The 25,008-nt window shown below is 43.3% G+C and carries 17 protein-coding genes; 3 read left to right on the top strand and 14 right to left on the bottom strand.

Features of this window, described 5'->3' with window-relative positions; genetic code table 11:
- Positions 1-12: 12 nt before the first annotated feature.
- The 14 genes from MHI45_RS01155 to MHI45_RS01090 all read right to left on the bottom strand — a co-directional run bounded on the left by MHI45_RS01155 (position 13) and on the right by MHI45_RS01090 (position 21,972).
- Positions 13-1,158 carry a hypothetical protein gene (locus MHI45_RS01155; protein WP_076113942.1) on the bottom strand — a complete coding sequence of 382 codons (1,146 nt, stop codon included), beginning with the start codon at positions 1,156-1,158 and terminating at the stop codon, positions 13-15.
- Between the two features lie 18 nt (positions 1,159-1,176).
- Entirely contained in the window at positions 1,177-2,385 is a 1,209-nt protein-coding gene (locus MHI45_RS01150) for an ABC transporter permease (RefSeq protein WP_076113943.1), read from the bottom strand.
- Positions 2,378-3,241: an ABC transporter ATP-binding protein gene (locus MHI45_RS01145; RefSeq protein ID WP_076113944.1), complete on the bottom strand. Its 864-nt coding sequence runs from the start codon at positions 3,239-3,241 to the stop codon at positions 2,378-2,380. The genes MHI45_RS01150 and MHI45_RS01145 overlap by 8 nt, the downstream gene beginning before the upstream one ends.
- Positions 3,231-3,911, bottom strand: a complete 681-nt coding sequence (locus MHI45_RS01140; protein ID WP_076113945.1) for a hypothetical protein — start codon at positions 3,909-3,911, stop codon at positions 3,231-3,233. The genes MHI45_RS01145 and MHI45_RS01140 overlap by 11 nt, the downstream gene beginning before the upstream one ends.
- Positions 3,912-4,352: 441 nt before the next feature.
- Entirely contained in the window at positions 4,353-6,719 is a 2,367-nt protein-coding gene (locus MHI45_RS01135; RefSeq protein ID WP_076113946.1) for an ABC transporter permease, read from the bottom strand.
- A 2-nt stretch (positions 6,720-6,721) separates the two neighbouring features.
- Positions 6,722-7,480, bottom strand: coding sequence for an ABC transporter ATP-binding protein (locus MHI45_RS01130; RefSeq protein WP_076113947.1), 759 nt, complete (start codon positions 7,478-7,480; stop codon positions 6,722-6,724).
- A gap of 135 nt (positions 7,481-7,615) precedes the next feature.
- Complete coding sequence (locus MHI45_RS01125) at positions 7,616-8,881, bottom strand: HAMP domain-containing sensor histidine kinase (RefSeq protein ID WP_076113948.1); 1,266 nt, start codon at positions 8,879-8,881, stop codon at positions 7,616-7,618.
- A gap of 9 nt (positions 8,882-8,890) precedes the next feature.
- Positions 8,891-9,565, bottom strand: coding sequence for a response regulator transcription factor (locus MHI45_RS01120; protein ID WP_076113949.1), 675 nt, complete (start codon positions 9,563-9,565; stop codon positions 8,891-8,893).
- Positions 9,566-9,892: 327 nt separating this feature from the next.
- On the bottom strand, positions 9,893-10,768 hold the full coding sequence (locus MHI45_RS01115) for a DMT family transporter (RefSeq protein WP_076113950.1): 876 nt from the start codon (positions 10,766-10,768) through the stop codon (positions 9,893-9,895).
- A 305-nt stretch (positions 10,769-11,073) separates the two neighbouring features.
- Positions 11,074-12,306 (bottom strand): hypothetical protein, encoded by a 1,233-nt coding sequence (locus MHI45_RS01110; RefSeq protein ID WP_076112862.1) that lies wholly within the window; start codon positions 12,304-12,306, stop codon positions 11,074-11,076.
- Between the two features lie 373 nt (positions 12,307-12,679).
- Positions 12,680-18,388 carry a HAMP domain-containing protein gene (locus MHI45_RS01105; protein ID WP_076112863.1) on the bottom strand — a complete coding sequence of 1,903 codons (5,709 nt, stop codon included), beginning with the start codon at positions 18,386-18,388 and terminating at the stop codon, positions 12,680-12,682.
- Between the two features lie 4 nt (positions 18,389-18,392).
- Positions 18,393-20,036 carry a response regulator gene (locus tag MHI45_RS01100; RefSeq protein ID WP_076112864.1) on the bottom strand — a complete coding sequence of 548 codons (1,644 nt, stop codon included), beginning with the start codon at positions 20,034-20,036 and terminating at the stop codon, positions 18,393-18,395.
- A 208-nt stretch (positions 20,037-20,244) separates the two neighbouring features.
- Positions 20,245-21,555 carry a YheC/YheD family endospore coat-associated protein gene (locus MHI45_RS01095; RefSeq protein WP_076112865.1) on the bottom strand — a complete coding sequence of 437 codons (1,311 nt, stop codon included), beginning with the start codon at positions 21,553-21,555 and terminating at the stop codon, positions 20,245-20,247.
- Positions 21,556-21,714: 159 nt separating this feature from the next.
- Positions 21,715-21,972, bottom strand: a complete 258-nt coding sequence (locus tag MHI45_RS01090; RefSeq protein WP_218642536.1) for a hypothetical protein — start codon at positions 21,970-21,972, stop codon at positions 21,715-21,717.
- 86 nt (positions 21,973-22,058) lie between these two features.
- Here MHI45_RS01090 and MHI45_RS01085 point away from each other — a divergent pair, with 86 nt between their 5' ends.
- The 3 genes from MHI45_RS01085 (at position 22,059) to MHI45_RS01075 (ending at position 24,859) form a co-directional block, all read left to right on the top strand.
- A complete protein-coding gene (locus MHI45_RS01085; protein WP_218642537.1) occupies positions 22,059-22,583 on the top strand; it encodes a hypothetical protein in 525 nt (174 codons plus the stop codon).
- A gap of 250 nt (positions 22,584-22,833) precedes the next feature.
- Positions 22,834-23,574, top strand: a complete 741-nt coding sequence (locus MHI45_RS01080; RefSeq protein WP_076112867.1) for a LytR/AlgR family response regulator transcription factor — start codon at positions 22,834-22,836, stop codon at positions 23,572-23,574.
- A 1-nt stretch (position 23,575) separates the two neighbouring features.
- The gene (locus MHI45_RS01075; protein WP_341118829.1) at positions 23,576-24,859 is read left to right on the top strand and encodes an ATP-binding protein; all 1,284 of its coding nucleotides are present in this window, start codon (positions 23,576-23,578) and stop codon (positions 24,857-24,859) included.
- Positions 24,860-25,008: the final 149 nt, after the last annotated feature.

Below are 25,008 nucleotides of genomic sequence, written 5' to 3'. Positions count from 1 at the left end.
ATAATGCTCAATTTAAGAAGTAAACCTCATTTTATTAATCCATCTTGGCAAAAATAGTAGGAGCATAAATAAAACTGCAACAGTAATGGAAGGAACGGCAATGATTGTAGAAATACCTCCATAGGGTTCAAAACTTGTGTAATAGCTTTTGAACGCGGCTATCTGCATGGGCAGAAAATTGCCCACGTAATGTTTCAGAAAGAATACCTCGCTCATCTGAATGGCGTAAGATATGGCTATGGTGAATAATAACAGGGCGTAGCCAGTATAAACCTGTGTGACTAATACGCTGATCAATAAGGTAATCCCTGTCATCAGTGAGATTGCCACATATCCAATGACCAGGTTGATCAAAAACTGCTCGAAATAATTCACCTCAACCATTGATAAAAAAAATTGTGGACTACTTTGTATAGGCAAATCCGCTCCTTGTAAACCGTACATAAAGAATATAGGCGTAATGTAAATCGCCACCGCCGCCAGATAAAGCAGTGAAGAGAGTTGGAAGGCGTTGATGATCCGTACCCTACTCAGCTTACGTTTCCCAAACATCGTGGATTTCACCAGTCCGTCCACGCCCAAGGTCTCATCTTCGTTAAAAATGGGGATCAGTAGAATGGAAATGAGAATCAGGACAATAAAAACACACTGGTTCATCCCTGAGTTAACGTTCTTCCAGCCCTCGGCATAACCCATCCGGATAGGTTCGGAGAGAGAAGCCGCTGCAAAAGTCCCGTTGCTGTTTCCTTTCCTAGAACTCCCCGCTTCCTCATGTGCACTTCTGATGATGTCTGCCCTGTCCTGATAGAATTGTTCTGCTGAGACATCCCGTATTCCAGTCCAGTCCGAGCCATACACTTGGACGATCATATCCAAGGCTGGCAAATCTGCAACATCCGCTTTATTCCTGTCTTCTGGCAGGCTAAGTTCTCTGTATTTTTCCAAAATTTTATTAATCTCAACTTCATCCAATACCTCCGGCTGATAGAAATACCGGTATTCCGTCCCATCTGTTACCTCATATCTTGCCTGATTTAAATAACCTGTTTTGATGGTGTCTAAGTTGTAAAAGGTAAGTATCAGAAACAATGCCAACAAAAAACCGAATACGTTTATGTTTAGGATTTTACTTCTGTTTAATTTTGATAAATAGCTCATGATTTCACCTACCTTCCTCTACTGTAAATAATATCTTCTCATCCATATAGAGATACCGATTCGAGATAAGAGAATGTACACAGTACCCAGAAACAGGGCGACAAAAACATAAGGAAACACAGTATTACCCACAAAATATAATTTCTCTATGCCTATAAGATTATTGATAAAGTTCTGGGGCATGAAGACCATCACTTTTTCAATCAGCGCCCCCCTCCCCATCTGATAAGTATTGACGAGATAAAAATAAATCAGTGAAATTGCTAATACCAGTTTCCCTCTTTTAAAAATCACGGACAAAAACAGGATAAGATGAGTCACGACGAGGGTGGAAAAGTATCCCATGGCAATATAGAGTAACGCTTCTTGAAGCTGATTCATCGAATAAAATGTAGTCGTTCCGATTTGAACCGAAGAGTCCCAGCCGTGCAGCGTATAGACTACAGCAACAAACAGCAGTACGATCGTAATATACGCAAAATAGGCTATTGTAGAAAACACACTGGCGGCGCCAAGCTTATAGCTGATCAGCTTCCTCCGGCTCTCTTTGGTGGATAAGGTCACCTTGTCAATTCCTTTGCTGCCGTTTCTGGAGAATCCCTCGCATAGGATGAAGGCCAAGAACATAAAGAAAAGGTAGATTGTATCTAATAAACTTATTTTCAGGTACTCCCAGCCGCTATCGTATTTGAATACAAATGGGGTGGATACTTTTTGCATTTTCTCTGATATGATTTCTATTTGTTCCTCTGTATAAGGAAATAGATTTTGTTCATTGGATAAATATTCGGTAAAGCTGCCCTTCCAATCCTCATAAAAACTGGCGAGCTGCTCATTGGTTAAATTCAAGCTGTTATCGAGCACACGGTACTTTTCATATGGAAAATTCAGTTCCCAGTTCAGCATATCGTGAGGAAACATCAATTTTTTGCCCAGCTTGCGGTCTGTATCCACTTCCCCCTCAATATAAGGTTTGTCCACACTGTTTTCGTAGTTCTGTTTCATTTGTAATAAATAATCTGTAGTCATCGTGCCCTCAACCGTTCGCTCCCTTAAAATATCCCAGCCCCCAATGCCGCTATGTATGGTTCCCTCATCATCCAAAACATCGATACTCCGGGCGGTTTGAAACAAAGGGATCAGAATAATTGTGAGAAAGAGTAGGCCGATAATCGCCGTACTTTTATTTCGTATTTTTTTCAGTTCCAGTGAAATGAAATTACGCATGGCTCCCACTCCCCAAGTAGATGTAGTAATCTTCCAGCGTGGGCTCGCATACGATTGCGCCTGATTCCTTTTCTCCCAAGTAACGTACATTGACAGCGTTTTCTCCCTGCCGGATCCGTACGATCAGGTGCTCTTTTTTAAAGGAGGCAAGCCGCTCTCTGTCCATCTCCTCGGTGAACACTTTTCCTTTAATCCCGGATAACATCTTTTGCACATTACCTTGCTCTTTAATTTTGCCCTGATTTAGGATGATCACATTAGTGGTGATTGCTTCAATATCCGAAATAATGTGGGTAGAAAACAAGATGATCTTATCCTGTCCCATTTCGCTTATGATGTTTGAAAAACGGATTCGCTCATGGGGGTCAAGCCCAGCGGTGGGCTCGTCAAAAATTAATATCTTCGGGTCGTTGATGATGGCTTGGGCAATGCCCACCCGCCTTTTCATCCCACCGGAAAAGGTTTCGACCTTTTTATTAGCAACTTTCTCCAGGTTGACAAACTGTAATACCTCTGGAACTTTGTGCTTTAGTTCCTTTTTTGACAAACCCTTCAGTGCTCCCATATATTCCAGATATTCTGTTGCCGTAAACGCGGGATACACCTCGAAATCCTGGGGAATATATCCCACAAGATTCCGGTAGTCGTCGTTCATATGGAAGATATCCTTACCGTTAAAGGTAACCTTGCCACTAGTTTGATGGTCGATTGCCACAAGAATTCGCATCAAGGTGCTTTTCCCTGCCCCATTATCTCCCAAAAGTCCGTACACACCTTCAGGCAAAATAAAATTCAGTTCATCAATGGCCCGTTTCGTTCCAAATGTTCTTGTTACATTTTCCGCTTTAATTTCCATCGCTAATTTCCTTTCTCAACTGATATACGTCTCCTTCTGAGAGAACTTGCCAGTCCTCTTCCGCAGACGTTCTCCCTAGCAAGAGGTTGGTATATGCTCCGTCCAGCTTTTTCACTGCCCATGCCACCAGGTTTTCATCTTCAAATCCTGCTATGATACCTGATTTTTCTTCTGCATATAGAATATTTTGGATTCTCGGATCAGAAGTGCTTCCTCTGGTGCCATTGTCTGCCGGCTCGGGAAACCGATCCGAATTTTCTCTCATGTATGCATCAACAGTTTTGTAGATACCTATATAATCATCGATAGACAAAGTCGGAATTTCTATCGTTGGCCTAATTGATGACCCTGTCCTTCCTTCCTCCCGATAAGTTCTTTCATTACTTTTTCTATCTGCATCAAGTCGTTTGTCCAAGGCGATATCCTCAGGAGTTCTCTCAACATCTGGCGTAACATCCAAAGAAATCTCCTCTGGGGGCTCCTCATTGCCCAACTTCTCATTCTCTGTCTTGACATTCTTCGGATTGTTATCTACGGCATTTAATTCCTCTGAGATGGTTTTGTCAGCCTGCATGCTTACATATTCTGAGTAGCTACTTTGATTTTGGAAGTAGAGGCTTCCTCCAATTAAAATGGTTATAGTTAATGCAATCATGAAGATTTTTTTCACTAAGACACCTCCGTTTTTAATATGTAACCTCCTCATCTTCGCGAAATCCGGCCATAGAAGAGTTGCTTGCAAGAAGCTCGCCGAACGTTCTCCGGTCTACCGGAGCGATTGCAGATAAGTCATCAACATGCTCAAGGGTGACAAATGCGGTCATAATTTTTGTCAGTGAAGCAGGATAAACCTTGGCTTCCTCACTGTCTTCGTAAATGGCTGGATGTTCCTCCTATTTCTTCTTGGTACAAAGTATAGACTGAACAACTTAAAATCCAGGTGTGTAGATCTTAAATTTTTCTTAAATAAATGGTTTGTGGAACTTCAAATGTGGTCTGTATGATATTATATTTTCACAATAGTATCGCACCGAGCGCTATATATAAAATATTTCAAATAAATTAAAGCTAAAAAAGGGACGTGATTATCCACGTCCCCACCCTATCGAATTTACTCACTTACTAAAGCATATGCGGATATTTTACGGATGCGATATGTGATCAGCATCGAAGTCAAGTAAGAGACAATGACAAGTGCCACACCAAACAAAGTAATCCACGATGTCATGATAATAAAATTCGCCTTCATAATCCCCATAGCACTCATAGCCACTGACATGAATGGATTGGTTAGGGTAATTCCAGCTGCGCTTCCGAGCAATACGCCTATCATGATAGGCGGCAGAAATCCAAGCGAGAGCTGATTCATTAGCTGGAAGGTTGTAAAACCAATTGCTTTTTGTATACCCAGTTCACGTTTCTTACGAATAACCGATGAATTAATTACAAAATACAGAACCAGAATCACGACAACTAAGGTTATAACCATCATGCCAATCCCAAGCTTCGAGACAATTGATAAGTAGGTGCCCATACCCTGTTTCAGGGTTTTATCCATGTCTACTGTTGCCGAGATTGAATCTCCATAGTCGCTTTTAAGCTTGTTTATAAATACATCAGATTTACTATTTTTGTTCAAATAGATTTGCAGATTCTGCTGTTTAAAGTCCGGGTTAAGCTTAAGGAAGCCGTCCCGTCGTATCGACGCATTCATTCCGCCCATATTTGAACCTTGAGATAAGCCAGTGATCAGATACTCAGCCTGCTTAGCGCCGACTTTTATCGTGACACGGTCTCCGACCTTTTTATCCAGTTTGTCGGCTAAGATACCGGCAAGGACAACTTCGTTGCTATGCAGCGGATATCTTCCCTTATAGACAATATCTGTTTCTTTTGCAGAATAATCCTCCATCACATAAGCAGTTACATCATAGCTCTCTATCTTTATCTTAGCCTCATCAAGATACAGCACTTTTCTTACATTCTTCAAGTTTTTAATGTTTTCAACAAGCTTTGGTTGATCCTTATCCGAATTCAAAACAGCCATCACATTTGAAAGTTCGACTCCGGGAGTCTCTGCAAATGCCTTAGTATCAATAACGGTGTTATAAAACATCACAAAGCCAAAGGTACTGGCAAAAGATACAGCGGCAAGGATCACTGCCATCATGAAGGTGTGCTTCCTGCTTTGCAGCATGGATTTGAACCCGAGAACGACCGGCAGACTGCCTATTGACTTATGAAGCGGTAAATGGTTTTTTCTGAAGTTATGGGTTGTGATTCCGCCTCTTAAGGCTACAATCGGATTAAGCTTACGAATTCGTCCCGAGGAAATGAAAGAAACAATGATAACAATGAATAAAATTGTACATAGAATAACACTGCTGATTGCTCCATCGAAGCCTTGCACCCACATAAGTCCGGATTGATGGGCAAACATATTAGAAAGTACTGGCGTAGCTAAATAGGACAACGATATGCCTGCTATACTGCCAACCAAGGCAATAAGCATGTACTCCATTACAATAGACCCTATAATTTGTCTGCTGGTATACCCGATCGCCTTTAAAGACCCGATTTTGGTCATGTCTTCTTCAATACTGTTACCAATTCTAAACCGCACTACGATAAAGCATACAACTGCGATAATAATAGCGAAAGCCATGGACATTACCGATACTATATTTGCCATAGTAACACGGGTTGATTTCAACGTATCTAAATCAATGGTGGATAATGTATCCGTACTGGTTTCCGCAGCTAAAGCAGAAACAGCAAATTTTTGATTCTTTTGTATTAATTGTCCTATCCCTGTTTCAACTTCATTATTTATTTTATCAAGATCAGCAAAAACAAGTGTTGAACTATATTTGTTACCCAGCTTCTGTACAAGCTTTTCATAGGTTTCATGAGGAAGATAAGCCCCTAAAGTTCCGGTATCAAAAGAACTGAAAAAGGCATCTTCTGTAAACCCTTTTACTGTAAATGTAAGAACTTCATCTTCCAAGGTAACTTCAATTTTGTCATTCAGCTTGTAACCACCGTCAATATTCAATATATACGGCACATATATCGACATGGAATCAGGCGGTAAATGCTTTTCAACAAATCTCCATTTAGAGAAATCACGTTTTTTATCCATATCATTGAGAATAAAACTGGTCTTACGTGTTTCACCAATATAGGGGATGGATGCCGAAGCCCATAACACATCCTCTTTGTGCATGTTTGATACATTTTTATTATTTCTGATGTACTCATCTACCTCTCCGGTATATAACTGATTTGGCAAGAGGTAGTACACATCGTTTGTCTTAAGCTCTTTGGTGACTTTTTCAAAATAACTGCCAAAATTCACAAACACTAGCGAGCCCGCATTTAGCAGCAATCCGGCAATGAGGAACAATAGCAACAGTGAAACCGTGTGTCCTTTGGTTTTTCGTATATTTGCAAAGCTGAGCATAGCTAATTTCCGCAACTTTACCACCCCATTTCAGTGAGGAAGGCCTGGAGCTTGCCGTGCCGCTCCCTGTCGCCGCTTACGTATTTGCCTAAGTTGCATATGCCATGAATAACACCGTCACGCATATATAAAATCCGGTTTCCTCTTCTTGCAGATTTCAGATCATGGGTAACCATGATGATGCTTTGCCCCTTGCTGTTAAGATCGGTCAACACATCAAGTACCACTTTACCTGCCGCGGAGTTAAGAGCGCCTGTGGGTTCGTCGGCAAAAACAACCTTTGGCTGGTTTATTAATGCACGCACAATTGCAGCACGCTGAGCTTCCCCACCGGACAATTGGGAAGGGAATTTCCGCCAAATCATTTCAGTTAATCCTACCTGCGCAAACAGATCTTTTGCTCGTGCAGCGATGGCTTTTCTGTCATTACTGACAAGCAGGCCTGCGGCAATAACATTATCCAATATACTCATATTATCGAGCAGGAACATTTGCTGAAATACAAATCCGCAATTTAATCTGCGAAAAACCGCCAGCTTATCATTGGACAGCTTTGCGATTTCCTGATCAAAGTATGTAACGGAGCCTAGCGTCGGCTTATCCATACCTGATAGGGCATACATGAGCGTAGATTTTCCCGCACCGGAAGAACCCATGATTACAGTGAAATCCCCGGATAATATCTCCAGATCAAGATTTTTAAGAATGTGCTGCTGCACGCCCCCAGTAGAAAACGATTTACTAAGCTTATCGGTTGTGATAATTACTTGACTCATTACGTGGCCCCCTATTAAAAAAGACTGTTAAAACTTACTGCCTGGAAAGCAGTTAAAGTTTTATTTACAGTCTTATCTTAGCTTATTAATTCTTAGCGGGTCTTTAGACAGTTCTTAACCAATCCTAAAATCTTTTTACGCGATATGTAATCTTAAGATCACCACAAAACCGCCATCTATATTCCTGCAATTGATATCACCGGACATTTTGTCCATCAGATATTGGGAAATATACAATCCCAGTCCTGTTCCGCTTTTGCCGGCTGAATTTCGGGCACGATAGAATTTATTGAATAAAAGTGGGATTTCCTCCGGAGAGACCCCGCGTCCATAGTCTTTGAATTCGATCTCCAGATATTGTCCTTTAATGTTTGCTAATACACCAATGGATGTACCCGCGTATTTATAAGAGTTGCTTATGATATTGTCAATTACCTGCAGAAGCCGAAGCATATCTACTAGCACAATGCATTCGGGGATAGGCGATATAGTAGCTCTATTATTATAGTCAACATTTTTGATTAGATCCCCCAGTAATACACTCGACTCTTCCGTTACTGTGACAGTTAGCTCCTGTAACTCTTCTAATGTTGCACTAAACATATTCGTGATCAATGTATTTATCTGGTCAGCTTTTGCATTAATTACTTCCAGCTGGCTTATGTCCTCCTCAATAACAGAATTCAAAATCATAACTTCGGAGACAGCCTTAATGGAGGCGACAGGCGTTTTTATATCATGGCTAAGTGAGGCTACCAGCTCCTTTTTGCTCTGATTTGCCAATCTTTCGTTCTCGCGCGCTTTCGCGAGTTCCTCTCTCATTAAGTCAAAGCTTTCTGCAAATGCACCGAACCCGTTGCCCTTTTCCATTTCGAGCGGCATATCCAGCTTGCCCTCTGCCACATGACGGGCAAATGCCTGCAGCTTACGAAAAGGGCGAAAAATAGATCTGTCGATATATACTGCATAGATTAAACAAAACAAAATGATAAAAATGATATTAACTCCAAAAATAACAAGCAGCTTATCCCTGTGATGCTTCCATCGTTCAGTTGTATTATTATAAAAAATTACTTTCCCCAATACCGTGTCATTGCGCGTAATATCCACAATCGTATCCCGATTATAGATAGCAGAGTCTATATTCTCACTTAATCCACGTCTTGTGGCCCCAACCAGCTCCCCGTGGCTATCCAGTACAGTATATTCCAAGCTGTATTGACGACCCGGCAAGGCAGACTGATCCAGAGTGTCCCAATGTTCAACAATCGTTTGTGTAATATCATTTACAGCAACAACATCCGTTCCTGTTTCAGTTAAGCTTCGAAAAACAAAAAGAATTACACTAATGCCAAAAAATAGAATGGCTGCCGCCAAGAATGTTACCTTCTTGATGCTCATCTTTCACCCCTAATCGGTCTCAAATACATAACCGGTCCCCCAAATCGTCTTAATATAACGCGGCTCATTAGGGTTTTCTTCAATTTTTTCACGCAGTTTGCGGATATGGACATTTAAGGTTCCGTCACTGGTGATTGCGTCATTCCAGACGTTAGAGAACAACACCTCTTTAGCGAGAGGGCGATTTTTGTTCTGGATTAAGTAGGACAGCAGCTTATATTCCATAGCCTTCAATTTAATCTCGCAGCCATCATTCATCAACTTTTCTGAGATCAGATCCATTGTAAAGCTGCCAAAGCTTAAAACATCAACATCGCCTCCATATCTTTTCAATACCGTTTTTACTTTAGCCAAAATAATACTGAGTGCATACGGTTTTTGGATATAGTCGTCTCCACCGATATTTAGTGCAAGCAGTACATCATCATCACTGGTCCGTGCACTTATAAACAATATAGGGATGTTGGTGGTTTTTCTCAGTTTTTTGCATATTTCAAATCCGGAGGATTGCTGCCCTAAATTAATATCCAGCAGGATCAAATCGGCCTTGTTTTGAGAGAAAAAATCAAAGCATGCCTGTTCATCAGCTACCCAATAGGTCTTCACGCCAAGCATATTAAAGTATTTACAGGTGCTTGTTGACAGCGCTTCTTCATCATCAACAATTAAACAATCGTATTTCATGATCCATTTTCCTCCATAAATATAACTTGAATAACAGAAACTATTATACTGTTGAATGTAGCATCTTTCTATGAAAAAACCGAGCAATTTCAGGAATATCTCCTGAATTCACTCGGCGATGGGATAAGTGTATTCAACTTCCACAAAATGATGAAGCAGGAATTTAAACTTGAGGGCATACCGGCAATTATATGGGGAGAGATATCAACAGTGGCTGCAAGTACATATCAGCGAATAATCTTCTCACTTCATTGGTTAACCAGGGGGTTATTCCAATGTCTATTCTCAAGAGTGCATTTCATACATTCGAATGGAGTTTCCTAAATACTATTTTTTCTCGTTGATAACGAAAAGAACACCTGTGAGAATTAGGATAGAGCCGATCCAAAACGCTACACCTATGTTCTCTCCTAGAACAAGCCATCCAAGTAATGTTCCAACCAGGGGTTGAAAGAAGAAAAATATTCCTCCACTTGAGGCATTAAGCATTTGTAATCCACGATTCCAAAGTAGAAATCCGCCTGCTGTTGAAACAATACCCAAATATAAAAGTCCTCCCCAAATAGTCGGGTGAGTCAGTTGAGAGATATTTATTTCGTGTAACCGTGGCAAAACGAAAGGAGTCAACACGATTAGGGCTACTAAGATGGAATAGGTGGTTACCACAATTTGTGAATAATCACTTGGCAAACGTTTTACAAGTACAGACATGAGGGCCCATGTTAATGCGGCAATAAGCAGGGCAATACCTCCAAGTGTACTGGATAAATTCATATCCCCAATTCCAACAATGAAAAGCACCCCAATTGTCGCTAATAAAACAGAGATTCCCTTTTTTAAGGTCAACTGTTCTTTAAGGATAAGACGAGCAAAAACAACCATGAATGCTGGTGTTGAAGAAGTTATAATGGCTCCCATTTGTGCTGTGGATAACATGGTGCCAGTTTCCTGAGCGACAATTGAAATGGTATTACCGATGAGCCCAATAGCAACGATTAAGAAAAAATAACGTTTCTCAATTCGCCAGTTTTGTCGTGTGATGAAGCCGATTACGAGAAGTGCAACAATGGCTACTACATATCTCATCCATACAAGTTCTAATGGAGGTATGACCGATACTACAATTTTAACAACAACGTACATACCGCCCCAGATCATGGAAGCTAAAGTTAAATATAAAGAACCTAATAAGGTGTTTTTCATCTTTTATACCCTCCGTTTATTAATTAGGTCGAAAATGCCCCTAACGGAGAGAAGTAATCACACTCACTCCACTAAGAGCAGAAGTGTGCTACTGGTACGTCGTTTTCAAATAATGGAGTCCAAAACATCAAATTCACCCCTAGTCCAATTCTTTTTTAACTTCAATTATGTGTATTTCATTATAGCAAAGAATATTAAGCTGTGTGATAAGGCTTAATAGAAATTTATGCGATTCACTCATTCGTCTGGTTGATCCAGATTTTATTTTGATTTCACTCAATATTTAAATCGTTTACTGAAGATATTTAATCTCTTCGAAATATATCTTCAAGTGCACAATCTGAGTTCGGATCTTCTGACCATATTTGAGTGCCTAAATATTTTCTAATAGTAGTGCCTAACCTAGGGAAATATGTGTCAGTCATATGGGCTTCCAAAACACAAAGAGTTACATCATTATTAATATAATGTGCATATTGATCAATCATATGTGCACCAGTCTGTCCCATAGCGAAATGATCGTTTGCGATGAAATACAGAGTTGATAACAAAGAGTCTGATGCGGAAAACCAGACTGTAGTGCCAGGTTTCTCTAATGGATAATTCATTGCAATCCTTGGGGCTGATGGGTATAATCCCGTGTTCGAGAAAGCATCGGAGGGTAATGCAGCAGCCATGCACCACCATCTGATGAAGGCAGGTTCGAGATCCGGATCATTTTCTATTAGTCGATGACCTGCATTTGCCATAACCTCGCAACCTAATGAATGGGTAACAGCTAAACCTCTATAATTGTGAGGTAAATATTTCATTTTGTTCAAAAAGGGCATGATTTTATCACTTGTTAATCGAGCGCGACGTACCCATTCTTTCCACATGACAGCTGCAAACATACCAGGAGCGTCACCATCTACGATGACCCCTGCAGATTCAAATGCTGACTTAATAATTTGGTGATTTTCGTTTGAAATTTTGGCATCGTAACTCACAATGTATATATCAACAGATGAATAATCAACTCCCGGAACATTATGGTTATACATCCAAGCTGACTTCTCGAATTTCTTATAAAATTCAAAAGCATCCGTCTCCCCTTGATTTTCTACTCCATGGATGAAGACAAACGGAACCCGATCCTGAGGTAAAGAAATTGTATCTGGATCAATTACTTGCATGTCACGTGGTTGACTTTCCCAAACGGCCGGCCCAGGATTAATTAGATGGTATAACCGTATTTCAACTTCTGAGTCGGGAATCTTAAGTAAATCAGCAATACTATTGTAAATTCGCTCGATAAGTTCAACTGGATACACTTCTGTTTCTTTTAATATTCTAGCCACCGAAGTATGATACTGAATAGCCCTATGTGTTGCCCGAAGTCTAATATTATCTATTGCAGAGGCACAATCACCGAGGTTTGAAAGAATATTTCGGATATCACTAACAGTATTATTTATTATTGTATTAGTAGCATTACCTAGATCAGATCCTGCTTTTTTTACTGTTTGTTCCATTTTCTTAATACTCAAATTTCCCATACTTTTGCTCCTCTTTATTACTAATATAGTTTGCGCGGAACTACACGCTATGATATTACGAGCGAGTGGTTTGTGCTATTTGTCGGTCCTTCTCAAAAAACGCATTAAGGGGTAGTATCGACATTAATCTCAAGAATTAATCTTCCCAGTAACTGAACGGTATTCTTCATTTTTATTGAACTATAAATCCCCGAAAGACGGCGATATAGCCTCTGATCGTCTGATGCGTATACATATTATCCCTGCTTCCTGTCATGTGCGGCACAGATCGGGCCGTAGGTGATCTGCTGCGATAAAAAGACTGTTTGATACTATTTTGGCAGTCTAAAAGCCCCCGTCTTTAGGACGAGGGCTTTCTTATCGAACGTATGGGTTATTGGTCTAACCATGTGCGCATCATAGATAACAACTGCGCGCTGTTAACCGGTTTGGTGATGTAATCCGAACAGCCGGCTTCGAGGCACAGCTCCCGGTCTCCCTTCATGGCTTTCGCCGTGAGTGCAAGAATGGGCAGGTTCTTGAATTTCTCTTTCTGCCGGATAGCGCGGGTTGTTTCGTAACCGTCCATTCCCGGCATCATGATATCCATCAGCACGATTTCGATGTCCGGACTCTGTTCCAGAAGGTTAATGGCATCCTGGCCGTTCTCCGCAGGAATGACTTTCATTTGATGGCGTTCCAAAATTGACGTGAGTGCAAAAATGTTACGGATATCATCATCCACCACAAGCACTTTCTTATACTCGATCATTTCATCCGAATTATGCAGCTTGACCAGCTTTTCCCTTGAGCCGGACGGAAGGTTCTCCGCCTTACTGTGCAGGAAGAGAGTCGTTTCATCAATCAATTGGAGATTCGACTTCACCTCTTTGAGAACCACCATTTTGACTAACTCATCCCACTCGTTCTCCTCCGCCGGCGTCAACTTCTTACTCAGGCGGGCTACGACGGGAACTCTTTTGTTTTTGGCATTTTTGTACATATCTCGGGCGAACCGGATAAGATTCATATCCGGCAAGCTGTTGTCCAGCACGACACAATCAAAATCTTTTGTGTTGATCTGGTTCAACGCTTTGCGCCCCGTGTCCACTGCCGTGATCTTGAGATCCTGATTGCTTAGCAGGTCGACAATTTGCTTGCGCTCCTGCTCATCATGGATGATCACCAACAGGTTTTGAACCTTCTTGTCCGCAAATTGGTTCAGACGATCCAAAGCATTCTCCAGCTCTTCGTTAGTCACCGGTTTCCGGAAATAATCGTGAGCACCCTTCTGCAGCAGAAGCACCTCGTCCTCGTCAACGGTCATGACGCAAATCGGAATATGCCGCACCTGGATATCGTTTTTCAGCTGATCGAGTACCAGCCAACCGTTTGTATCCCCACCAAGATGCAGATCCAACGTTATGGCGATCGGATGGTACCTTTGAACGAGTTCCAGGACATCCCAGCCGCTGGCCGTAATGACAGCTTTGATTCCTTTTTTATGGAGGAGATCGAGAATAATTTCATTGAACTTCTGATCATCCTCCACAATCAGGAATACACGGTCACCCGGCTCAATGTTATCCCGGTCGTCAATCAAAGTGTCTTCCGCCGCTCTGCCTAGGTTGCTTCTGCGTTTGGGCGGGGTGATATCAATCACCTCTGGTACATGTATCCTCTTGATCTCCGGTTCCGTGAATTCCGCTTCAGTTGGCAGGTACAAATTAAATACGCTTCCCTTGGTCACTTCACTGTACAGAGTGATTTCTCCACCCAGCATCTCGGCAATTTCCCGGGATATTGCAAGTCCCAAGCCCGTTCCGCCATATTCCCGGTTCGTGCTGCCGTCCGCCTGCTGGAAGGCTTCGAAAATGATCTGCTGTTTCTCATGAGGGATGCCGATTCCTGTGTCGCTGACGGAGAAGCAAATGACCGTTTTGGCGCGATTCAGCGATTCATTTTCTTGGTGCCAGCCCTCGCTTGCTTTCCGGATCTGAAGCATAATCTGCCCTTGCTCCGTGAACTTAAAGGCGTTCGAAAGCAAGTTTTTCAAAATTTGCTGAAGCCGCTTGAAGTCCGTCACTAAGCTTGCCGGAACACCGGGATCAATTTTGATTCTGTAGTCAAGCTTCTTAGCGTCCACCATATGGCGGAAAGTACGGTCGAGCCCGTCTGTCAGTTCGGCCAAAGATACATCGCTGTAATCTGGCGTGATTGTGCCTGATTCGATTTTGGACAGATCGAGAATATCGTTAATAAGATTAAGTAATTCGAGTCCAGAGTCCTGAATGGTTTTCGCGAACTTCACCTGAATCTCGTGAAGATTGTCCTCCGGGTTCTCGGCAAGCTGTTCTGCCAAGAGCAGCAAGGAGTTCAGCGGGGTACGAAGTTCATGCGACATGTTGGCTAGAAATTCAGATTTGTACTTGGACGTGAGGGCAAGCTGCTCCGCTTTCTCTTCCAGATATCGTTTGGCGACCTCTACCTCATGATTTTTGCTTTCCACTTCCGCCTTTTGCAGCACAAGCAACTTTGCTTTATCCTCGAGTTCGTCGTTCGTATTCCGCAGCTCCATCTGCTGTTTTTGGAGCTCTTCGGTGAGTGACTGTGATTGGATCAACAGCTCCTCCGTACGTTGGTTCGCCTGCATCGTGTTAATCACGATTCCGATGGATTCCGTAAGCTGATCCAAGAAGGCGATGTCGATATCACTATATGGGCGGAAAGAAGCAAGTTCCAGAATCGCCAGCACCTGATCTTCGAATATGATCGGCAGCAAAATGATGTTGAGAGGTGCAGCTTCTCCCAAAGCGGACGATATCACGACATAGTCACCTGGCACGTTAGTGAGCAGGATCCGCTGTTTCTCGATCAGGCACTGGCCGACCAACCCTTGCCCGGCCCGGAATTCGTTCGCCAAATGTTTGCGGCTTTGGTAAGCATAGCTGGCAAACAGCTTCAGCACCGGCTCGCCGTTAAACGGTTCATTAATGTAGAAGACACCATGCTGCATGGACACGAGCGGAGCCAGCTCAGACAGGATCATACGGCTGACCGCATACAAGTCTCTTTGTCCTTGTAGCAGCCGTGAGAATTTGGCCAGGTTGGTTTTGAGCCAGTCCTGCTCCGTATTGATCCGGGTTGTTTCCTTCAGGTTTCGAATCATTTCGTTTATGTTGTCTTTCAGCGTTGCGACTTCTCCGGATGCGGATACGTCGATGGCACGTGACAGATCACCGTTCGTCACCGCTGTTGCGACATTGGTGATCGCACGTACCTGAGTGGTAAGCGTACTCGCCATGTAGTTAACATTGTCGGTGAGATCGCGCCAAGTACCGGCGGCGCCAGGCACGTTCGCTTGTCCGCCCAGTTTCCCTTCGGCACCTACCTCCCGCGCTACGGTAGTCACCTGGTCGGCGAAGGTGGCCAGCGTCTCGATCATATTGTTGATGGTATCCGTCAGTTCGGCAATTTCGCCTTTGGCTTCAACAGTCAGTTTTTGCTTCAGGTTGCCGTTTGCAACTGCGGTCACGACCTTGGCAATCCCGCGCACCTGATCCGTCAGATTGGTCGCCATGATGTTAACGTTATCGGTGAGGTCTTTCCAGATTCCGCCGACGCCGCGCACTTGAGCTTGTCCGCCCAGCTTGCCGTCCGTACCGACCTCCCGCGCCACCCGCGTAACCTCGGAGGCGAACGAATTTAGTTGGTCCACCATCGTGTTTATCGTGTTCTTCAGTTCCAATAGTTCACCTTTTACGTCGACGGTGATTTTCTTGGACAGATCCCCGTTCGCAACTGCCGTTGTAACACCGGCAATGTTGCGCATCTGAATGGTCAAGTTACTGGCCATATAGTTAACCGTATCGGTCAAATCTTTCCACGTACCGGAAACATCCTTAACTTCCGCTTGCGCGCCAAGTTTTCCATCTGTGCCAACCTCGCGCGCTACGCGTGTAACCTCGGAGGCGAAGGTCGAGAGCTGGTCCACCATTGTGTTAATCGTATTTTTGAGTTCAAGAATTTCGCCTTTGACATCTACGGTGATTTTCTTGGACAGGTCACCCTTTGCTACCGCCGTCGTAACGTCCGCGATATTCCGCACCTGGTCCGTCAGATTCCTGGCCATGTTATTAACGCTTTCAGTCAAATCCTTCCAGGTCCCTCCAACCCCTTTAACCTGTGCTTGTCCGCCCAGCTTCCCGTCCGTACCTACCTCACGCGCCACCCGCGTAACCTCGGAGGAGAACATCGAGAGTTGGTCCACCATCGTATTGATGGTATTTTTGAGCTCGAGGATTTCGCCTTGGACATCCGCCGTGATTTTCTTAGACAGGTCTCCGTTTGCGACGGCCGTCGTCACGACGGCGATGTTGCGCACTTGGTTGGTCAAGTTCGAAGCCATATAGTTTACACTCTCGGTCAAATCTCGCCATGTCCCTGCTACACCTTTAACTTGGGCTTGTCCACCCAGCATGCCCTCGGTACCAACCTCGCGCGCCACCCGTGTAACCTCGGAAGCGAAGGTGGAAAGCTGCTCCACCATCGTGTTAATTGTGTTCTTAAGCTCAAGGATTTCGCCTTTCGCATTAACCGTGATCTGTTTGGATAGATCCCCTTTCGCAACCGCAGTCGTCACTTCGGCGATATTGCGCACCTGATCGGTCAGCGTACCAGCCATAAAGTTAACGCTGTCAGTTAAATCCTTCCAAGTGCCAGACACCCCTTTAACATCCGCTTGCCCGCCCAGGATTCCTTCTGTTGAAACCTCCCGCGCCACACGGGTAACCTCAGAGGCAAAGTTGCTGAGCTGGTCCACCATGATGTTGATTGTGCTTTTCAATTCGAGGATCTCGCCTTTTGCATCAACGGTAATTGTCTTCGACAAATCGCCCTTGGCAACGGCGGTGGTCACTTCCGCAATGTTACGCACCTGGTTAGTTAAGTTAGAAGCCATGTAGTTAACGCTTTCCGTTAAATCCCGCCAAGTGCCGGATACGCCTTTAACATCCGCCTGCCCGCCGAGTATCCCTTCCGTACCGACCTCGCGCGCCATCCGGGTAACCTCGGAAGCAAAGGTGGACAATTGATCCACCATCGTGTTGATGGTGTTCTTAAGCTCCAGAATTTCGCCTTGCACATCAGCGGTAATCTTCTTCGACAGGTCGCCATTTGCGACCGCAGTCGTAACAACTGCGATGTTGCGCACTTGGTTGGTCAGATTGGACGCCATGTAGTTAACGCTTTCGGTTAGATCTCTCCAAGTACCGGATACGCCTTTAACGTCTGCCTGCCCGCCGAGTTTGCCCTCTGTGCCAACCTCCCGCGCCACACGAGTAACCTCGGAGGAGAACATGGACAACTGGTCCACCATCGTGTTAATCGTATTCTTGAGTTCGAGAATCTCTCCGCGGGCATTAACCGTGATTTGCTTCGACAGATCACCGTTGGCGACGGCAGTGGTTACCGCCGCGATATTACGCACTTGATCCGTGAGGTTTGTCGCCATATAATTCACGCTGTCCGTAAGATCTTTCCAGGTGCCCGACACCCCTTTGACGTCTGCCTGGCCGCCCAAGATCCCTTCCGTACCAACCTCGCGCGCCACACGAGTAACCTCGGAGGCAAAGGTGCTGAGCTGATTCACCATCATATTAATGTTGCTTGCCGTTCTCTGGAATTCACCGGTAAGAGCTCGTCCTTCGATTTCAAGTTCCACCTTCTGGGACAGATCGCCTTTGGCTACGGCGTTAATAACCCGGACCATCTCACTCGTCGGTTGAATCAAGTCGATGACCAGACCATTTAACGAATCAGTAATTGTTTCCCATGATCCACCCAGATTCTTCTGCACAAACCTTCTCGAAAGATTCCCTTCTTTTCCGACAACCTTGGCTACTGTCTGGACTTCAGACACCAGAGCTTCCTGAATATCCATGATCTCGTTAAACGTATCCGCTACCTTTCCAGCCATACCCGTACGGTCATAGGGCATCCTGTAGGAGAAGTTGCCTTTCTTCATCGCCATTAAGGCGTTGAGCAGTTCGCCGACGCCAATTTGATCGTCGCTCGTTTCGTTGATTTGGTCTTGATTGCTCATAAACTCAACACTGCCCCTTTTTCATCACATATTTTTGAATGACCTGTTTTATATCTTCTGATCGAACAGGCTTGGCGATAAAATCGTCCATGCCCGAGGACAAACACCGCTGCATCGTTTCCTTAGAAACGTTAGCCGTCATGGCAATGATCACAGTTTGCTTGTCTATAACTTTCGTTTTGATTTCTTGTACAGTCTCCCAGCCCTCTTTAAAGGGAATTCGGAGATCGAGGAAAAGCAGATCGTAAGGCGTTTGTTCCAAAGCTGCCAGTACCTCTGTGCCGTTCTCCGCCAAATCGGCAAAGAAGCCGAGTGCTTCCAGTATTTGTTTCATTAGCCTCCGGCTTACGTTGTCGTCTTCTCCCACCAAGACACGAATCGGAGCCGGCGTATGGCTGTGGGTTGTAGCATCCGTATGCAGCAGCTTCCGATCTGACTCGTCTGGAGGTTGAACTGGGCTCATGAGCGTCTTGACTGCAATTGTAAAAATGAACGTTGCGCCGGGTTCATTCGACGGTTCTACCCGGATCGTGCCGCCCATTAGTTCAACCAAGGATTTGCTGATCGATAATCCGAGCCCCGTGCCTCCGAACTTACGTGTAGTTGAGGCATCCAACTGGGAGAAGGGCTGAAACAGTTCGTTTATCTTATCTGAAGGGATTCCGATCCCGGAATCTTTAATCATAAACTCAAGCGTTAGCGAATTCTCCGTCTCCGCGAGCTTGTTTACCATTATGTATACACTGCCTTCATGCGTAAACTTTACGGCATTACCCACCAGATTATTCAACACCTGACGGAGGCGATGCATGTCCCCTTTTATACATGGCGGCAGCGAAGGGTCAACCAGCACCACCACTTCCAGATTTCGTTCCCTGATTTTGGCTGTAAACAAATCAATCGTTTCAATCAGGCAGTGTTGAAGAGAGAACGGTTCCTCCTCCAATTCCATTTTTCCGGATTCGATTTTTGAAAAGTCGAGGACATGGTTAATGACAGAAAGCAGAGCATTGCTGCTTGTATGAATGATCCCTGCCATCTCTGAATATTCTTCCGGCAAATCGGAGGCAAAAAGCAGATCAGACATGCCTATGATCCCATTTAGCGGAGTCCGGATTTCATGGCTCATCATGGCCAGAAATTCTGATTTCACACGGGAAGCGATCTCCGCCGTTTCCTTGGCTTGGACCAGCTCCTGATTGGTTTTCTCTAACTGCCTCGTTTGTTTCTTCAACATTTCACTTTGGATCTGAAGGGTTTTGTTAGCTTCGTACATACTGACGTAACCCTCGATTTTGGATTTTAAAATTTGCGGAACGAAGGGTTTCGTCATATAATCCATAGCACCAACGGAATAGCCTGCGAAGATATGCTCCATTTTATTGCTGGTGGCTGTCATAAAGATGATGGGGACGAATTTGGTTTTCTCCCGGGTCCGGATGATGCTGGCTGTCTCTAACCCGTCCATTTCCGGCATTTGCACATCCATGACAATGACGGCAAACTCCTCTTCCAATAAACAGCGCAAAGCCTCAATACCGGAATATGCCCGAACCAGACGATAAGGTTCTCCGCTGAGAACGGCCTCAATGGCAACCAAGTTTTCCGGGTGATCGTCTACGAGCAGGATGTTGACTGCAGAATCCATGACGCCTCTCACTTCCCAACTTGTGGCTTGCTTGCGGTTATATTTCGAAAATATAGCTTATATACCCATATCTTTAAAGAGTGAAACTCTAACTCGGGTATCATCGTTAGTTCTTACTGTACGTAAAAAAACCGGTTAGAATAAACCGGTAATCTAATGATAGATTAAGTTGATAAAGCAAAAAAACGTTGTCCGAAATAAACTATGTTTATGGAGTGCTGTATCCAGCAAATGCTTTTGCAAATTCTAACGGGCGTGTTATTACCTTACTATACATACTACTCTGTTGGCCAACTAGTGCAGCAATGTTATGCATATGCCTAAAATTGATCTCAAGTAACCACACCTTATAATTAGTATCAATTGCCACATCTAAACCTAAATCCGCATAGGGTCCATGTAACTTATCCAGGTTTTCGCAAACTAAAGTACATAAAGACAGAATCTCCTGAGTCTTGAGTTTAATCTGTAGATCGTTTAAATTTAATGCATTTTTCAAACCATCCACTCCTAATTTTAGCGCACTTACATCGTTGGTGTAATGCTTTCCTTTCATACCATATCTAGCAATAATGCCAGTACAGTTCCAGGTTTGTGTATTGTTTTTCTGCATTATAACTCGAAAGTCGACGTGTTTATTATGGACTTTCAAACTTACTGACTGCTGAAATAAGTAAGTCCGCCGCCTCTTTTGGTAACACAATAACTTTATTAATTTTTTTTGACTCAACTTTTTTTTTGTATTCTTATGCTTCCAAAGGTAACCCTTGTTGGTTAATTCGATCTTTACTATACCTCTTCCGAAGGAACCACTCACCGGTTTAAGGTAAACTGAACCATAATCTTTTAACATGCAAATAACTTCTTTTGCATTTCTCAATAGTGCCGTTTTAGGTAAATGGGGATTTATCTTAGGATTATCCTGAAGAGCCTTCCACACTGCCCATTTATCTAAAAAGCTTGGATTAAAGATCTTATGGCCAACAGTAATCAGCAAGTGGTCGTATTTATCATTTCTGTTTACTACAATCCTGCGATAGACAACATCAGGGTATGGAAATACCCCTTTCTTCCAAATTCCTGCGCTTCCTAATTTATCTGGTTGGTAGTAGTAACCTTCTATTCCTGTTTTCGCAGGATTAACCCCCTCTAAGGGACAAAGGTAAATTAATCCTTTTAAATTCTTATAATCCCACAGGTATTCAAGGTACTTAGTTCTAATGCCTGGGGAAACATTTACTCTCGAAGTTAAAATAGCAATTACCGGGCCAAGATGCAGACCATTCTCATCTATTCTTAAATCATAAGGAAGTGTATCAGGAATCATAAAATTGAGTTTAATTGATACAGGTAAAACGATTGTATCCTTTGTTAATAGGGTACTTAGTGTCAATTCTCTTTCTGTTTCAAACGAACCAAAGTGAAATTTTATTTTTGGAGGAATCTGCGCACCAAATTGTAAACTATATTTATTAGATAAAACAATATGTTCTGAATCATTAGACCATTTTATCCACATCAGAATGCCCCCAATTAAGGTGATATCCCACAATATGATTAATTACGGTAAATAAACCTCACATTTATAAAATCAGTTATTGGCCCAATTTTAAATATGCCCAGACAAATGAACTTCTGGGTATATATACTAACGGCATATCGATCAGAGAGGATGATATTATGGGTGTGAAAAACCGAATAGCAGGTCCACAAGGACCTCAGGGACCTCAGGGACCTCAGGGACCTCAGGGACCCCAAGGACCTCAAGGATTACCGGGACCCCAAGGAGTACCAGGGCCTCAGGGTCCCGAGGGACTTCAAGGATTATCAGGAGCTCATGGGCCAGCGGGACCTCAAGGACCAGCGGGACCTCAAGGACCAACGGGACCTCAAGGACCAGCGGGACCTCAAGGACCAGCGGGATCTCAAGGATCAACGGGACCTCAAGGACCAACAGGACCAACAGGATTATCAGGCTCAGCCGGACCTAAAGGACTACTAGGCTCAACGGGGCCTCAGGGAGTGCCAGGCCCGGCAGGACCAACAGGACCTCAAGGATTACCTGGACCAACAGGCCCAACAGGATCTACTGGCCCTCAAGGAACCTTATCCAGCGCATTTGCAGATCTTGTGTTACTATCTACAGCTCCAACAGTTATACCTCCAAATGTTTCCATACCATTATCCTCACTAATATCAGATCCGAAAAGAGGATTTACTTTCGATGCTGGTGCAAGAGCGGCAATAGCAGAACAATCAGGATTTTATTATGTTAACTACATTTTGTACATTCAAGGAGATGCTCTACCAGGTGCTGCTTTTGTAGTCACAGTGAATAATTTTGAACAATCCATAACCATTTCTGGAAATAACACAAATACGACAAATGATGTACATCTGGTTGGGCAAGGAATCATTCCAATTACTGCCGGTGATGCAATACGTCTCACAAATACAGGTACTACGAATGCAGTATTATTACCATTTGCCGGAAATCAACAGGTAAATATGAGTAGCTTTGTCATATTCAAAATAGCCGATTTGTAAACTATGCAAAGACTCAAATCACTTTTCGTTAAATTCTGTTGAAATATTTAAAGCGTTCTGCAATTGCTGGCAGTGCGCTTTTTAAACTGCAGTTTTGCTACATAGGTAATTGAGAGGTTTCGGTTTCGCATGCACTTGAGGGATTTAAATCTGCAGTTCATCCAAAAGTGATTTATTCAAGCCCAAAAGCTTGTATGATAGTTAGATCAAGCTCTAGAGTAGCGGCATTAGAAAAGAGAGGTGATCCACTATGTATCGAGTGGCTATTTGCGATGATGAGGACAAACAAAGAGAGATTGTCAAAGGCTTGCTGATTGCGTTGTCGATCAAGGTGAATATTGATTTTGAAATTGAGGAATTCAGCTCGGGGGAGCAGCTTGTATCTCATTATGAGCGTAATGCCCCCCCCTTTCACATTTTAATATTGGATGTTGAAATGGGTGGTATAAACGGGATTCAGACTGCCCGCCAAATACGGAATTTAAAACACCTGGATGAACAAATTGTGTTTCTGACAAGCTACCCGGAATATATGGTGGAAAGCTTTGACGTAATGACCTTCCAGTATTTAATCAAACCTATTACTCCCCAGGTGTTAGAGGAGAAAATGATCAAGCTATGCCAATACTTCCAAGCCCTTGATAAAAAGTTTATGATCATCAAGTCGGCCTTTGAAGAAATTGTGCTGAAGCATGATGATATCATTGCGATCGAAGCGGCTAAAAGCCTAACCATAAAAAGTAAGCTGAATTTTATAACCCTCAATCAAACCTATGAAGGTAAAGGCATCCTTGCCGATTATGCTCTGGCACTCAAGGACAACAACTTCCTGCAAATCCACCGTTCCGTCATTATTAATCTGCTTCATGTGCGGAAGTTCGCCAGCGGAGTTGTGCTTATGTCAGGTGGGATTGAGCTGCCGATCGGCCGCTCTAAACTGAAAGAGGTTAAAGATTGTTACACCAAATTTATGATAATGAAGGTCCATTGAGATGATTACGGACAACTGGATGTTTGGGTTGTGTGTTGAGGTTGTGATGTGCCTTCAGATCATTTATTTCTTTAACTCGGTGTTCGACAAATCCGCCCAAAAGCAAAAGCGGTGGATTTACTTTATTATTTTCGGGGTGCTTGGTTACGTTTATATTTCCGTCCCGGTATCCTTTGTGATTTCTTCGATCCTGGCCTTAGTGGTCATATTTAGTTTGGCGCTAGCCTATACTGTGGAACTGAAAACAAAGATCATTTTTACTGTGCTGTATGGTGTGTTAATGTCTATTGTTAATTTTATTTCGATCTATTTTTTTTATCTGTTGGATTCGGTTGACCTTACCAGTCTTGAGCCAGTAAATGAACAGAATCAGAACTTGTTATTCAAGGCTACCCTGCTCAGCTTCACGATTATGTTTGCCGTCATTCAGGTTATCCGGCTGATTGCGAAACGCAGAAGCTTCTCTTTGCATTATCGTTACTATATATTATTTATACTTGTCCCTATCATCAGCATCTACCAGCTGAATGTGCTCACGAATTACAATGAGATGAACATCCATTATTTCCTTTCTGCTATTGGATTTCTTTTTATAAACGTGATGATCATCTACATTTTTGATACGATTATTGATAAATTCCAGTTCAAGCACGAGAATGCCCAGCTGCAGCAGCAGATGAACTACCAGGATGCAAATTATGAAAAGACTGTACACAGCTTTAAATCGATCAAAAGAATAATTCACGACACGAACCAGCAATTTCTCTATATCGAGGAGTGTATTAAGCGAAATGAGCCAGCGGCAGCATTAGAGCATATCCGAACGACGTTAAATAAAGTCGAAGGCGCTTATCAGCGGGTAAATACAGGCCATTTGGTGATAGACGCCCTCGTTACTAACACGCTCAACATCGGACAAGCGAATGGCATTCGGATAGATACGAAGCTGAACTTGTATTCTCCTGAGATATTGATAGATCGCTATGACTTATGTGTCGTACTCGGAAATATGCTGGATAATGCGATTGAAGCTTCCAAGCATGTGAAAATCGCGGAGGACCGCTACGTCGTGATCAAGATATTTTCCCATGAATCCGCTCTGTTCATACACATTCTTAACCATATGGATAATGAAGTCGTTCCTTTGCGCAGCCAAAAGCCTAACCCGGAGAATCATGGCATCGGGCTCACGAATATCGCCAGACTCTGTGATAAATACGGCGGACATATGACTATTGAAACCAAGCAAAAAACCTTTCATAATATGGTCATGCTGCCCTTTTGAACGAACAATCCCTAAACAAGCTGTTGTTTAGGGATTGTTTTTTGGCGTTTCGGGGTGTTTTTGCATATACCAGCCTCCTCTCTTGTATGCTGAATACAGACCATTAAACCCCGGTGAATTCCGGTAAAGGAACCTAAGGAGGAAGTTAG

Source organism: Paenibacillus sp. FSL H3-0321 (assembly GCF_038002865.1).
In the GTDB taxonomy this organism is placed as follows: Bacteria; Bacillota; Bacilli; order Paenibacillales; family Paenibacillaceae; genus Paenibacillus_AQ.
Note: the sequence above shows the minus strand (reverse complement) of the source record. Positions and strands in the feature narration are given on the sequence as shown.

Bases quoted from the DNA above. Each gene is read 5' to 3' on its own strand.
- MHI45_RS01145 (WP_076113944.1), bottom strand. From the start codon at position 3,241: ATGGAAATTAAAGCGGAAAATGTAACAAGAACATTTGGAACGAAACGG.
- MHI45_RS01080 (WP_076112867.1), top strand. From the start codon at position 22,834: ATGTATCGAGTGGCTATTTGCGATGATGAGGACAAACAAAGAGAGATT.
- MHI45_RS01100 (WP_076112864.1), bottom strand. From the start codon at position 20,036: ATGGATTCTGCAGTCAACATCCTGCTCGTAGACGATCACCCGGAAAAC.
- MHI45_RS01110 (WP_076112862.1), bottom strand. From the start codon at position 12,306: ATGGGAAATTTGAGTATTAAGAAAATGGAACAAACAGTAAAAAAAGCA.
- MHI45_RS01095 (WP_076112865.1), bottom strand. From the start codon at position 21,555: ATGTGGATAAAATGGTCTAATGATTCAGAACATATTGTTTTATCTAAT.
- MHI45_RS01150 (WP_076113943.1), bottom strand. From the start codon at position 2,385: ATGCGTAATTTCATTTCACTGGAACTGAAAAAAATACGAAATAAAAGT.
- MHI45_RS01130 (WP_076113947.1), bottom strand. From the start codon at position 7,480: ATGAGTCAAGTAATTATCACAACCGATAAGCTTAGTAAATCGTTTTCT.
- MHI45_RS01115 (WP_076113950.1), bottom strand. From the start codon at position 10,768: ATGAAAAACACCTTATTAGGTTCTTTATATTTAACTTTAGCTTCCATG.
- MHI45_RS01075 (WP_341118829.1), top strand. From the start codon at position 23,576: ATGATTACGGACAACTGGATGTTTGGGTTGTGTGTTGAGGTTGTGATG.
- MHI45_RS01155 (WP_076113942.1), bottom strand. From the start codon at position 1,158: ATGAGCTATTTATCAAAATTAAACAGAAGTAAAATCCTAAACATAAAC.
- MHI45_RS01120 (WP_076113949.1), bottom strand. From the start codon at position 9,565: ATGAAATACGATTGTTTAATTGTTGATGATGAAGAAGCGCTGTCAACA.
- MHI45_RS01105 (WP_076112863.1), bottom strand. From the start codon at position 18,388: ATGAGCAATCAAGACCAAATCAACGAAACGAGCGACGATCAAATTGGC.
- MHI45_RS01125 (WP_076113948.1), bottom strand. From the start codon at position 8,881: ATGAGCATCAAGAAGGTAACATTCTTGGCGGCAGCCATTCTATTTTTT.